This is a genomic window from Mucilaginibacter auburnensis, from assembly GCF_002797815.1.
GTDB classification, from domain to species: domain Bacteria; phylum Bacteroidota; class Bacteroidia; order Sphingobacteriales; family Sphingobacteriaceae; genus Mucilaginibacter; species Mucilaginibacter auburnensis.
The window spans coordinates 2,276,564-2,290,137 of the sequence record NZ_PGFJ01000001.1 but is presented as its reverse complement, the minus strand read 5'-3'; the positions used below and the strand labels follow the sequence as shown (position 1 = coordinate 2,290,137).

The 13,574-nt window shown below is 42.3% G+C and carries 13 protein-coding genes; 2 read left to right on the top strand and 11 right to left on the bottom strand.

The features are described from left to right. Positions 1–3: 3 nt before the first annotated feature. Both CLV57_RS10235 and CLV57_RS10230 read left to right on the top strand, forming a co-directional pair. Complete coding sequence (locus CLV57_RS10235; protein WP_100341197.1) at positions 4–561, top strand: D-glycero-alpha-D-manno-heptose-1,7-bisphosphate 7-phosphatase; 558 nt, start codon at positions 4–6, stop codon at positions 559–561. A 4-nt stretch (positions 562–565) separates the two neighbouring features. After that, complete coding sequence (locus CLV57_RS10230; RefSeq protein ID WP_100341196.1) at positions 566–1,663, top strand: glycosyltransferase family 9 protein; 1,098 nt, start codon at positions 566–568, stop codon at positions 1,661–1,663. Here the strand turns inward: CLV57_RS10230 and CLV57_RS10225 are convergent. The 11 genes from CLV57_RS10225 to CLV57_RS18370 all read right to left on the bottom strand — a co-directional run bounded on the left by CLV57_RS10225 (position 1,626) and on the right by CLV57_RS18370 (position 13,332). Next, positions 1,626–2,618: a glycosyltransferase family 9 protein gene (locus CLV57_RS10225; RefSeq protein WP_100341195.1), complete on the bottom strand. Its 993-nt coding sequence runs from the start codon at positions 2,616–2,618 to the stop codon at positions 1,626–1,628. The two genes, CLV57_RS10230 and CLV57_RS10225, sit on opposite strands and share 38 nt — an antisense overlap. A gap of 1 nt (position 2,619) precedes the next feature. After that, entirely contained in the window at positions 2,620–3,582 is a 963-nt protein-coding gene (locus CLV57_RS10220) for a glycosyltransferase family 2 protein (RefSeq protein ID WP_100341194.1), read from the bottom strand. Continuing rightward, on the bottom strand, positions 3,521–5,299 hold the full coding sequence (locus tag CLV57_RS10215; protein ID WP_100341193.1) for a carbamoyltransferase family protein: 1,779 nt from the start codon (positions 5,297–5,299) through the stop codon (positions 3,521–3,523). The genes CLV57_RS10220 and CLV57_RS10215 overlap by 62 nt, the downstream gene beginning before the upstream one ends. A 906-nt stretch (positions 5,300–6,205) precedes the next feature. Next, entirely contained in the window at positions 6,206–7,000 is a 795-nt protein-coding gene (locus CLV57_RS10210) for an SDR family NAD(P)-dependent oxidoreductase (RefSeq protein WP_100341192.1), read from the bottom strand. A 141-nt stretch (positions 7,001–7,141) separates the two neighbouring features. After that, a complete protein-coding gene (locus tag CLV57_RS10205; RefSeq protein ID WP_211290047.1) occupies positions 7,142–8,071 on the bottom strand; it encodes an alpha/beta fold hydrolase in 930 nt (309 codons plus the stop codon). A gap of 26 nt (positions 8,072–8,097) precedes the next feature. Continuing rightward, complete coding sequence (locus CLV57_RS10200; RefSeq protein WP_157799123.1) at positions 8,098–9,102, bottom strand: MBL fold metallo-hydrolase; 1,005 nt, start codon at positions 9,100–9,102, stop codon at positions 8,098–8,100. Between the two features lie 22 nt (positions 9,103–9,124). Next, positions 9,125–10,903, bottom strand: coding sequence for an amidohydrolase (locus tag CLV57_RS10195; RefSeq protein ID WP_100341189.1), 1,779 nt, complete (start codon positions 10,901–10,903; stop codon positions 9,125–9,127). Between the two features lie 4 nt (positions 10,904–10,907). Next, positions 10,908–11,705, bottom strand: coding sequence for an alpha/beta hydrolase (locus CLV57_RS10190; RefSeq protein WP_100341188.1), 798 nt, complete (start codon positions 11,703–11,705; stop codon positions 10,908–10,910). A 10-nt stretch (positions 11,706–11,715) separates the two neighbouring features. Continuing rightward, the gene (locus CLV57_RS10185) at positions 11,716–12,471 is read right to left on the bottom strand and encodes an SDR family oxidoreductase (RefSeq protein WP_100341187.1); all 756 of its coding nucleotides are present in this window, start codon (positions 12,469–12,471) and stop codon (positions 11,716–11,718) included. Between the two features lie 201 nt (positions 12,472–12,672). Further along, positions 12,673–13,035: a hypothetical protein gene (locus tag CLV57_RS18375; RefSeq protein WP_157799122.1), complete on the bottom strand. Its 363-nt coding sequence runs from the start codon at positions 13,033–13,035 to the stop codon at positions 12,673–12,675. Positions 13,036–13,191: 156 nt separating this feature from the next. Continuing rightward, positions 13,192–13,332, bottom strand: a complete 141-nt coding sequence (locus CLV57_RS18370; protein ID WP_157799121.1) for a hypothetical protein — start codon at positions 13,330–13,332, stop codon at positions 13,192–13,194. Positions 13,333–13,574: the final 242 nt, after the last annotated feature.

Sequence of the window (13,574 nt, the reverse complement as noted above, 5' to 3'; positions counted from 1 at the left end):
ACCATGCGGAAAGCCATATTTTTAGATAAGGACGGAACGCTCATTCCGGATATTCCTTTTAATTGCGACCCTGCAAAAATTACATTGGAAGCTAACATAATTGATGGCTTACATTTACTTAGCAAGCAGGGTTACCGGTTAATAATTGTATCAAACCAAGCGGGTGTAGGGCTGAATTATTTTACCGAAGCACAGGTTGATGCAGCGATGGAACAATTACGTAAGCTCTTACACCAAGCCGGAATAATGATACATGGTATTTACTATTGCCCGCATCACCCTGAAGCCAACAATGCGAACTACAAAATGATATGCAATTGCCGCAAACCCTTGCCGGGCTTATTGCTTTCTGCGGCTCAGCATCATGATGTTGATCTGAGAAAGTCATGGATGATTGGCGACATTTTAAATGATGTAGAAGCCGGTAACAGAGCAGGCTGTCGCAGTATTTTAATTGATAACGGCAATGAAACGGAATGGCTTAGCGGCCCTCTCAGAACTCCAGCGGCGACTTGTAATACCATAAATGACGCTGCCTTGTACATCTGCAATAATAATTAAACCCATGACCGACTGGAACAATTGTAGCAAAATACTATGTATACGTCCGGACAATATGGGCGACCTATTAATGAGCGGACCAGCAATTCGGGCACTTAAGTCAAGTTTTAACGCGCAGATAACAATATTAACATCATCTATGGCGGCCGGTATTGCCGCGTTCATGCCGGAAATTGATGAGGTGATTATTTTTGATATGCCTTGGGTTAAAACTGCGGACAGGGAAAATAGTGATTCATTAGCCGAATTAATTTCTACACTACGAAGCAAGCAGTTTGATGCGGCGGTTGTTTTCACCGTTTTTAGCCAAAACCCGCTCCCTTCAGCTATGCTTGCCTACCAGGCAGGTATCCCTAAAACACTGGCGTATTGCCGCGAAAATCCTTATGGATTAGTAACAAATTGGATTCCTGACGAAGAACCTTATACCTTTATCCGCCATCAGGTTGAACGAGATATTTACTTGGTGGAAAGTATTGGAATCAGTGTGGTGAATAAACAAATGCAAATTAATACTCCGTTAAATGCGTGGCAGCAAGCGAAAGCAAAATGCGAAGTAACGGGTTGGAAAAGCAACCAACCGTGGTTGGTATTGCACCCTGGTGTAAGCGAGTTAAAACGACAGTATCCAACTGAGCATTGGATAGCCGCGGGAAAACTGCTGACTCAAAAAGGCTATCAACTGGTGGTAACCGGTATAGCTCAAGAAAACGCTTTGATAACAGAAATTTGTGCCGGCATTGGAGCACAATGCTTTAACTGCGCGGGTTTACTTAGGCTTGACGAGTTAGTTTGTTTGATTCAACACAGCCCATTATTACTTGGAGTTAATACCGGCCCTATACATATTGCAGCGGCAGTTGGTACGCCGGTAGTAGTTTTATATGCGCAAACTAATCCGCAACATATACCATGGCAGGTTCCAAATAAAGTACTTCAATTCCCGGTGCCAGATGGTTTACAAAGCAGAAACCAGGTAATAAGATTTTTGCAGCAAACTATATATAATGATCAGGCTATAACGCCCGGCCATAATGCGGTTGTTAATGCTGTTGAAGATTTGCTTACGCAATCTGCTGCATCAAATCAACCGTCTCATTAAAAACTAAATTAAAATCAGGAGTCTGCAGCCAGTTGATAGTACGGTGCGTTAGCTTATCAATTGGCCCCCAACGTTCTGGTTCGCCATCCATACTTAATACTATACTTGGTGTTTTTAACGCTGCAGCAATGTGAGACACACCTGTACAATTGGAAATAAGCATAGCCGCATCATTTATCAATACACCCATTGCACCCAAAGATGTTTTGCCGGCCATATCTATTGCTTCAAAATCCACGTGGTTAATAACAGAAGTTACAATATCTTGTTCATCATTTGTGCCAGTCACCAATACCTCATAGCCTTGTTCAGCGCAATAATTGCCCAACATAGCAAAATATTGTACCGGCCACTGCCGCCACGCCCCGCGCGATCCGGGATGGATGCAAACGTATTTTTTTGGAAGGAAATTCATATCTAATCCTTCAAGCTCTTCCCTATCGGCGCTACTTAACGGAAACTCAAGTTCTGTACCCATCGGCTCAAAACCCAAATGCTCCATAAGTAATAAATGCCGTCTTATCTCTGATCCGTAATTTGGATATGGCATAAACAGGCTGTTTTCAGGCGCATAATGGCCTTCGGTTGAAAAGCCTGCCACATGCCTGGCTCCAAAAAGTTCCATCAGGGGATTAATAACAGAGCCATTGCCCTGCATTTGTAAAACCAGATCAAACTCCATTTGTTGAATTAGCGGCAAAAAATCCGCGAAGGTTCGCGCATCAAACGCCTGTTCAGGCAAACCTGGGTAGCCGGGAAAATGAATAAAACCATCAAAGTAATCATTAAACCGCTGAGTATAAGCACATGCCCAAGGCAACCCAAGCAGATAAATCTCAGCATCCGGATACGCGTGGCGTAAAGCGCGTATTGCAGGTATAACGCAAAGCATATCGCCCAGTTGAAGCGCGCGGAAAACAGCTATTTTTTTTATTTCGTTTGGTAATAATTTCATGTCAGAAAAAAAGTATACGATACTTTATGGCTCCGTACCATTGCCAATAAATTGATAAGAAAGGAATAAATACAGATGTAATTACCATTTCGGCAACGTGTGCCGGAGCCAGACTTGTTTTATATAATCGCTTAATAATGAAATAAGCGGTTAAGCTTGCCCAAAACAAAAGGCCACTTTTAATTAACGCCACATTTGCCAATAACAAACCAATAATCATGAGCGCGAAAGCGGCTACAATAAAGTAATATAACATAGGTGGCATTGACTGTATGCGCATGCGATACAATTGTGGGTGCTTTTGATAGAGCAAGGCATTGAACAATGTTTTTTTCTGTTCTTTTAAACTAACACCCCAACATATTTGCCTTACAGGATGCACAACCACTGCACTATCTAAGTAATTAAGCTGCACTTGTTGGGCCAGGAATTTAAAATGCAGATCGCTATCTTCCCGCCATGCCATCCTAAAACGTTCATCAAAACCTCCAACCGCTATCAAAGCGGCTTTAGTACATGCACAGTTGGCTGTAACAAATTCTGCAGTTTCCAGGCCGCTTGTATTTAACTCATAGTCCGTCGGGCGTTTTGCACGTGGCACAATCACCCTGCCGCTTACTGCGCTTATTGTATGCTCACCAATAAACGTTACAATTTGTTTGAGCCAGTTTTTATCAGGCAAGCAATCGTCATCTGTAAATGCAATTATCCTTCCTTTGGCGTATAACCAACCTGTGTTACGCGCTGCTGCTGGCCCTTTATTCTCGCTGAGGGCAATAAAACGCAGTTGATTATATCCATCTTGCATTTCGTTAACCATATTTTCAGTTAAAATATCCGGCCCGTCACTCACCACTATAACTTCATATTCGGTAGCATCAATTGTTTGTAAGCGTAATGCATCAAGGCATTTTTTCAGTAAAGCCGGCCTCTTGTAAGTCGGCACCACTACAGATATCTGCATTTTTTTCTATTATAAATGATCCAATAACTAAAGCATCAAAAGGCGAACTCCAAAAACACTCAATAGCGTCTCGTGGTGTGCAAACTATTGGTTTACCTAACGTATTGAACGAGGTGTTCACCAGCACAGGTACCCCAGTCTTCGCAAAAAAAGCTTTCAATAGATCATAGTAAGCTTTATGCTGCTGCTCATTAATTGTTTGAATGCGGGCCGTTCCATCTGTGTGCATAACAGCAGGTATAAGGTCTGCCTTTTCGGGCAATACATCATATATAAATAACATAAAAGGCGAATAGACGGCGTTTTTAAACCATTTGCTCGCTTCTTCCTCTAACACAACCGGCGCCACCGGTCTAAAATCTTCGCGGTCTTTCACTTCATTAAGCCGCGCCTGCATATCAGGACTAATTGGCGAAGCCAGAATAGACCGTGCACCTAATGCACGCGGGCCAAATTCCATTGATCCCTGGTACCAACCAATAATTTTATCTTGCGCAAGCAATTCGGCAGTTTCCTCGGCGACGTTATTTACCTTACGGTAAGGAACTTTGCACCACTGCATAAACTTCTCAATCTCTGCATCATAATAACCAGGCCCCCAATAAGCATGATTCATCACAAAATCGCGTGTGTTACTTTTACGCTGTTGTGCATCAATCCACAAAGCAGCACCCAAGGCGGTACCATCATCTCCTGACGCGGGCTGCACCCATATGTTTTTAAAAATACCGGCATCTCGAATACGCGCGTTGGCTACGCAGTTTAATGCCACCCCACCCGCCATGCACAAATTTCCAGCATTGGTTTCGCGTTGTAGCCAGCTTGTTAGGTCAAGCAGCGTTTCTTCCAAAACCGCCTGCAATGAATGCGCTATGTTAAAATGGTGTGCAGTAAATTCTTCATGCCGTAGCCGCTGAGGACCAAAACGATTTACCAAGCTTTGGTTAGTAATGGTATATTGACCCTTAGCGCCTAATTGAATGATCTCCCTAAAATCTTTCACAAAGTCTTTTTTTCCATAGGATGCTAAAGCCATTACTTTATACTCATCCGAAGAATGAAGGAAACCGAGATAAGTAGTAACATCTTCATACAGCAATCCTAAAGAATGGGGCATATTTACCTGTCCAATTCTATCTAATTGTTGCCCGTTGCCCACATTATAGGTAGTAGTGGCCAGTTCACCCCTGCCATCAACCGTCATTACTGCTGCATTTAAATGGGGGGAACAATTAAAAGCGCTTGCTGCATGCGCTATATGATGTTCTACATAGTGCCACTGCTCTGTACGTATATTTGCACCAATAAAACGCTTTTGTAAATGGTGCGGATACCCGTCATTAAGTTGTTGCCTTGCATTAAGCATTGATGAAAGAAACAGCGGGTCCCAAGGGTTTTGCCATTCACTTTGGGCATTTTTGCCCATCAGATCAAAAGGGATTTCAATAGTTGGCTTGCCGCGATACTGTTCCCCGATAAGCAAATAAGGGTCAAAAGAATAAGCCACATGGTCAATATCATTGATATGTATACCTGCAATACGCAAGCAGTAATCAATGGCATGAAAGGGCAATTCCCAGGTAGAAAAAGGCACAGGCCTTTTTCCATGCTTAATATGTGTAAACCGTTCTTCTTCAGCGGCCGCTATTAATTGTCCGTCTTTAAGCAGGCAAGCTGCCGAATCATGGAAAACGGCGTTGATTCCTAATGTATACATGTGTAATTATTTAACTATTCAACAACATATACCGTAGTGGGTTTTATAACCCAGGATACAAAGCAAATTAACACTTTCGCAATTAACTGATAATAAACACTTTATATTTTACATCAAAATATAAGCCTGCAAAACGGGTATTTTCCTTTTACTATCAGGTAGTTTACTCAAGATTTCTGCTTAACACTTAAAGCGTTCTGATCGTTAAAAATGGTTTTAACTACGTGACAAAACGTAAACTTCTAAATTAGATAGTGCGGCATCAGTATTTATTGGATATTTAAGTGTTTGACAAGTGGTTGAGCTTGCGAAATTTACCAGAAATGGAAAGCCCAACAGATGATGCGTTTTACCGATCGCTAAGAAACGGCTGGCAACAAAAACCGTTCTTTACAATCAATTATAGAAAATTGATGGCAACCAACTTTTACTCCTATTTTGTGTAGAATATAAATGGTACGCATAATTCGGCAATCTGGTCCGCATTTACGTGGGTGGCCAGCCTATCGGAAAGCTTTAACAAGAATTCGTGCTGGACTTGGCTGTATTAAGGCATGATCGGGCGGTTTTTGCGCTATCTTTGATATTGGCGCGGAGCTGTTAACTCATTACGAAACCACTTTACTTCTAATTTGTTTGAAATCAGAAGCAAGGGACTACCCCCTATGCAGATCTGTAGAAAAGGATCTTGTCTCGCAAAACCCGAACTTGAAATAAATATCTGATAATCAAATATATGAAACAAGAAGAGTAGCCTTTTTAGGCTACTCTTAAGTAAAGTGGGTCAACAACGGAGTATAATCCGAACCGATTTGTGGACGAATTGATTGAAATAGGCAGTTTATTAAGAATTTTAGACGATCATCCAAAACATAAAACACAGAGCTAAGATAGAAAGTTTAGCGCTTAAACCATCCCTTTAAGCAAACCTCCTTCTACCCTTACAGCGGCACCATTGGTTCCTGACGCCAAAGGGCTTGCCAGATAGGTTACTATATTTGCCACTTCATCAGTACTCAAAAAGCGTTGAATTATAGAAGTTGGTCTAACAGTTTTAAAAAAGTCTGCCTCTACCTCATCGGTTGTTTTACTTTGATCTTTCGCTAAATTTTCAATAAAACCACCAACACCTTCAGATAATGTAGGTCCGGGCAACACCGAATTTACGGTAACTTGCGTTCCTCTGGTCAATTCGGCCAGTCCGCGGGCAACCGCCAGTTGCGCTGTTTTGGTCATGCCATAATGTATCATCTCTTCAGGTATCTGTATGGCCGATTCGCTCGATATAAAAATGATGCGCCCCCAACCATTCTCCAACATTTTGCCAAAATATGCACGTGCCATCCTAATCCCACTGAGTACATTGATCTCATAAAAGCGGAGCCAATCGGCATCAGTAATATCTGCAAAAGCTTTCGGCTCAAAAATGGCCACGTTATTCACCAGTATATCAATCTGAGGCAATTCGCTTATCAATTTATTTATTGATTCCTGGCTGGTGAAATCAGCAACAACTCCGGATACTTTGTCGTTGCCACTCTCGGTCTTGATCTGCGCCACAGCTTTATCCACCCTTTGATCGGTACGACCGTTTACAAATACTTCTGCGCCTTCTTTTGCTAATTGCAGCGCTATTGAGTAGCCAATACCGGCTGTAGAGCCGGTAACCAGTGCTTTCTTATTTTTTAATTGAAGATCCATAATATAATTACTTATGATAAATGTTAAACTAAGCTAAAGATTAAATTTTAACCCTGAACCCGTCTCTAAAAACATGTAACACGGTTGACATTTAATAGCAAGCATCGCAATAAAATCACCGATGATTGCCTTTGTGACACTTTATTTGAGAAAAAATGCCAAAAGCTCTTTTTGCACCTGTGCGGTGTTTTCCTGCACCACCCAGTGGCCAGAATCTTTTATAACCGATTCTTGCACATTATTAGCTACCAGCTTACTGTGTTCAGCCAAAAATGCTCCGGCGAAATGGTCAGAGCCCATAGCTAAAACTGGCATCGGTAGTTTTTTCTTAGCAAATTCCACATTGTCTTTCGCATCCTGCTCGAAATACCCAAACCAGTGAAAAGCTCCTGTAGTAGCGCCCGGCACCGAATAAGCACGGATAAATTCTTTACGCTCCGCAGCAGTAAATGCGTCTTTTTTAAAACCAACAACCGGCCAAAAGTCTGTAAAGAAGATGCCAACCTTACCTGATACGAGTTCGCCTGCATGTGGTTGTGCAAAAAAACCAAACCACCACGCCTGTGCTTTCACCTGACTCCAAACCGGCTCAATGCCTGGCAACAGGGCATCCATTAGTGCCAGCTTTTTAACTTCACCAGGAAACTGGGCTGCATATGCATAAGCCACCATCAGCCCAATATCATGTCCGGCCAGGTTAATGCGGTTGTAGCCCAGCTTCCTCATTAACTCATGCATATCAACCGCCATGTTCTTTTTATCATAACCCGCCTGCGTTTTACCCGATTCGCCTACGCCACGCAGATCCGGCGCTATTACGGTGAAGTGTTTAGATAATTCGGGTAACAGACGATTCCACATAAACCAGTTTTGGCCAAAGCCGTGCACCAGCAGCAAAGGGTCGCCCTTGCCGCCAATCACATAATGAAGTTTAACGCCATTTACGGTTGCGTATTGGTGTTTAAAATTAGCAGGTGGGTTGGCCGGAACCTCGGCCGCTACTGCGTTTAATGTAATAACTGCAAACAGCAACGCTGCCAGCAGGTGTTTAATGTTGTGTATTGTTTTCATCTTACTATTGGTTTGGTGTAAATACATTAATTCTTTTTATTGTTGCTGATATCTTTATAAGCGTTAGGTAAATTGAAATTGTAGTGCAGCCAGTTAAACAATACATAGCCTTTATCGAAAGGCTTCATAGTGACCGCAGCTTTAGTTTGTTCGAGAGTGAGGCCTTTACTAACAGCATCTTCTACTTCCTTTTTCAGTTCGTCTACGTAGTCTATAGTATATTTAATGCCGGCTTTATTTGTAACGCGACCGTGGCCGGGAATAATTACAGCATCATTGGGTAAAAAATCATAAACCTTTTTTAGATTGGCCGCCGGTTCTAAAAAGAAACCGTCAAACAACCAGGGAATGGCAGGGCTTTCTGCAATAAATGGATTGCCTGCCCAGAAAACTTTTTGATTGGGCATCCACACAAACAGATCTGCCGGAGATTGCGCCGTACCTACGTTTAACAACTCCACTACTTTTCCGCCTCCCATATCTACTTTAAGGTTGCTGTTTTTAGGGATAACAATGTCGGCAGCGCGGTAAACTGTGGTTTCTATACCACGCCCGGCACCAAACAAGCCTACCATAAACTGTTTAATACCATCATAATTTTTAGCCAGGTTATCTTTAGCGAACTCGTTCTGAATAATTGTTGCAGAAGTTGGCAGCAGGTAGTTTCCGAAACAGTGATCGCCATGATCGCTGGTGTTAACGGCATAAATAATGGGCTTGTTAGTTACTGATCGGATGAGTTTGATTTGCTGGTCGTATAGCCTTTTGGTTAGCATCACCTCAATCAACAGCACACCTTTTTCGCCAACAATAAAGCCGCCGGTAGTCGCTTGCGGAATACCTTTGGTAGTTTCCGATTCGGCAGTGGCTGGGATGATTGCGTAGATATCTGTGCCGATCTTTTTTAGCGTTAGCTTTACCGTATTGGCATCCCAAATAGGTACAGTAGGCGGTAGTTGAGCAAAAGCTATATTACAAAACCACGCAATTACCAGGCAAACCATGTTTAATTTAAAAAAAAGAGTCTTCATATGCTTTGTGTTTAGGAATAGTTTATTGCTGGTATCCGCCATAAAATTTCACTGGCGACCATGAGGGAGTCACATCAGCTATGGGAGGGCATTCTGATGCGTATTTGCCGCGTGCAAAAACAATCCTCCCATTCACAATAGTCATTAGGGCATTAATCTGTTTAACCTTTTCGGGTGTTTGCGTAAAGTAATCATCGCTGATTATAGCCATATCAGCGTACATACCTTTAACCAATTTGCCTTTTTTATTCTGTTCACCTGAAAACCATGCGCTGCCCGTTGTATATAATTTGAGCGCGGTATATTTATCCAACACCTGTTCCTTAGGCCAAAACTGCATACCACCTATGGTTTCACCGGTCAATAGCCAGTGTAGCGCCATCCACGGGTTGAAAGTTGATATGCGTGGTGCATCAGTGCCCATACCAACAGGTATGCCCATGGCCAGCATCTTCTTAATTGGTGGTAATTGCGTTTGTGGCTGCCCATACATTTTCTTGTACAGTTCTCCCTGATAATACATTCTGAATTGGACAGCCACACCACCGCCCAACGCCTTTACACGCAAAAGCTCTGCATCTGTAATGGTTTCTGCATGATCAAAAAACCAGCGTAAGCCGTTAAAAGGTGTGTCTTTATTTACTTTTTCAAAAATATTCAGCATACGATCTATTGATTCTCCATAAGTGGCATGCAAACGAAATGGCCAGCGTTTTTTTACCAAAAGACGAATAACAGGCTCAAGGTCGCCTTCCATCTCAGGTCCAAGTTCAATGCGTGGTTCCAAAAAATTTTCAAAATCAGCTCCCGACGCGATCAGGTTTTCGCCTGCACCTTCCATAGCATACCCATTGGGCATCAGTAAATGGTCGTTCTTGTTAGGATACGTTTGGCCTACCCATTTTTCGTAATCTGCTAACTCCTTACCTTTTTGCTGCGCGAAGAGATAATAAGCAGTGCGGACGGTTAATTTACCCGCCTTGGCCAATGCTAACGATGCCTGGTAATCTGCATCGTAATTTTGTGACCCGCCGGCCGCATCAATCACACTTGTTATGCCGAAGCTGTTTATCTCGCGGTAAAAATGTTCAGAACTATTAATGCGTTCCTCCGGCGTTAGCGTACCGGTTAGTGCTAGAGTTTTGTAAATAGCCATAGGCGTTTGCTTGGCATACAAAAGGCCGGTTGGAACACCCTCTTTATCCAATTCAACCAAACTCCCCGGGTAATTGGTTTTTTTATCGTAACCTAGTACCTCAATACCTTTTTTGTTTACAAAAGCTTTTCCGTACAGGTAAGTTATAAATACCGGCTTATCTGGAACGGCGGCATTGATCTCATCAATGGTGGGTTGACGCTTTTCGTCAAATTGAAACTCATTCCAGCCGCCAACAACTTTTACCCATGCGCCTGGAGGTGTACGTGCCGCCTGCTCCTTCAACATCTCCATGGCACGCTTAAGGGTTTTTACACCATCCCAGCGCAACTCCATGTTGTAATTAAGACCTTCGCGTATGGCGTGCATATGGCTGTCGTTCAAGCCAGGAATTACGGTTTTGCCACCCGCATCTATAATTTTAGTCGCTGTGCCCTTATATTGCTGTAGTATAAATGAAGAGCTGCCTGTGGCTAATATCAACCCATTTTTTACGGCAATAGCCTGCTTAAACTCGCCTGCTTTTTCCATGGTCGCTATTTTACCGTTGTAAATTATCATATCGGCCTTGGGTTGGGCAACCGCGCTTATAGCGGCTGCAACCAACCATAACAGGCCGAAGGTGATTGTGAGTAGTTTTTTCATAGGTTTAACTTTTTGCGATTGATCTTTGGTTGAGCCAGTTTAAAATGTACCCGGCGAGTTCCTGCCAGCCGGGTTGGCCAAGCACAAAATGATTGCGGTTAGCAAACTCTTTAAAATCGATTACAGACGCGGTATGGTTATATTTTTTATAGTTGCTGTAGTTGAGCGAGGCTGGTATAAACCTATCTGTGCTCCCTGCCAAAAAGAGCAAAGGGGCATGTGGCCGGTTGAAGTCTATCTTAGCAGCGTCCGTTGTGGCATCGCGCACCACTAATTTCGACTCCGGCACCAGCAACTTGTAGTACGCTTCTTTTTGATCCTCATACGGCATACCGTTAGTAAAAGCATATTGCCATTCCGCGAAAGACATGAGGTAGGATTTGTTAGCATTGGTAAAAAAGCCTAATGCGGGCCACCCGGCTTTATAAAATGAAAACTTGAAGGTAAATATGCCTTTCGGCTGTAAAGAGTGAATGGCTACGCCGGCTATGGCCAGGTCTTTCTGTAGTAAAAGCTGTGTAATTAATCCCCCCATAGAGTGGCCAATTAAAATTGGCTTTTCGGGTAGTTGTTTAACTATGGAGGTAAAATAAGCCGTAAGGTTTGCCAACCTTTGGCTGGCAATATCAGCATCAGGGTGGCGCTCCCGCAAGGTGCAGGCAGGCGCGTCTTTATACGGCCAGGCCGGGGATATAGTGGCGTAACCTTTTTCTTCAAAGTATGCCTTCCATTCGTTCCAGCAGTCGCTGCTAACAAATGCGCCGGTAATAAATACAATGGTTTTTGTTGTGGTGGTTTTCATAACATCGGGTTTAATGCATAACCGGGTTTACTTTTATACCACCATCTATAATTATTTCCGTACCTGTAATAAATGATGATTCACTTGATGCCAGGAAAACAGCCAGTTGTGCTATTTCTTCTGCCTGTGCAAAGCGCTTTAGGAGTATTTTTTCGCTTAGCACCTTACCAAACGCTTCGGTTTCTTGTTTGGTCATTCCGAGCTTTTGATATACCGGCGTTTCAACCGGACCAGGCGAGATGCAATTAACCCTTATATTTCTGCCTGCCAACTCGGTAGCTAACACCCTACTTAAAGCAACCAACGCGGCCTTACTTGCTGCATAAACACCCGAACCAGGCATACCAATACTGGCATTAATTGAAGTATTAAAAATGATAGCACCACCGCTATTTAACAACGGCAATAGTTTTTGAATGGTAAAAAAAACGCCTTTTACATTGGTATCCATTATAGTGTTATAATGTAATTCGTCGGCCTGCTCAAATGGTGCAAACGTTGCTATCCCTGCGTTTAAAAAGATTGCGTCAAGCTTGCCAAAGCTGGCTTTTACTGTCGCCACCAGGCTGTCAATTGCGCACATGTCAGCCTGATCTGCCACGTAACCTTTAACACTTAGCTCGTTTGCCGCTTTATTTAATGCGGATTCATTTCGGCCTGTAATAATTACATTAGCTCCCTCTGCTTTAAATAATTGCGCAGTTGCATAGCCTATTCCGCTGTTGCCGCCTGTTATTAAGGTGGTTTGATTTTTTAATCTGTTCATGTTATGGGTTTTGATACAGATTAAGTGACAAGGACTTTGCCACGATAGTAATGAATTGAAAATGAATACATTAGGATTACGACCGCCTTTTTATTTACTTTATATCGTTATCGAAAGAAAATAATAACGACATAAGGTTATACTTTATAAGATCATTGAAGGTACAGTCACGCCAAGTGAGGTGATAGTGTTAGTTGATCCTCAATCCGAATAAGCACTCGTTCTGATTAATATTGGTGCCAGTTCAGTCATAAACACTCTACAGAAGAGTAACACGCGTATATTTGTTGACATAGGCGGAAAGCGATCCGTTAGCTCTCGAAATTTAATCAATACCAAATACCTGTCTGAAACGCACATAGACAGCCAAATCTGATAAGCATTTTTCACTGATGGCGATGGCAAATTCAATGTTCGTTGTGCTAAAACACGCCAACCAAATTTGGTATAGGCTTCAATATAATATCCATATTCAGAATCGAAAATGAGGCTGTTGAGCTGTTGTTCCAGTGCATTCCTCAAACGTGCAGATTCACTCTTAGTAAAGGCTGATTTATTCTTCATAAATATTTAGTTATTTACATTACTCACTGGCAGCACAATAAAATCGGCCACAAGTAGCCCGCAATGGCCGAGGTGCGTATCTATTATATGTATATATCGATAACTGTGGGTTAGGTTATCAAAATCTGTATCAACAAGGCAAATGCGTAAACTGCTCTACAAAAAGGTCTCGCCGGTTTGCAGGCATTGCACATAGGTACTTGAAATTATAGAAAAATCGTTAACATAACCGCTTTGATGTAAGCTGATTATACGCCCTGTAAGCGTGCTGTTTAGTTGTTTGATTGGCCGTTTCATTATTGTTACTTTATATATCTTATAAAGTATTCAAATACCGCACCTTGTATTTAAGTTGTTAAAAATCAACAAATTAAATAAAAACAACACCTCAGTGTAAAACGCTATTTCGCTATGTTGTAAACGCATTTTGCGAAATATCGTACTGTTTTAAACCTGATATTGATAACGCTATATCGTTGAATAACCAACATAAAGCGATATTAAGCAGTAGCTCTGACAGTAAATAATTACAACTTGCT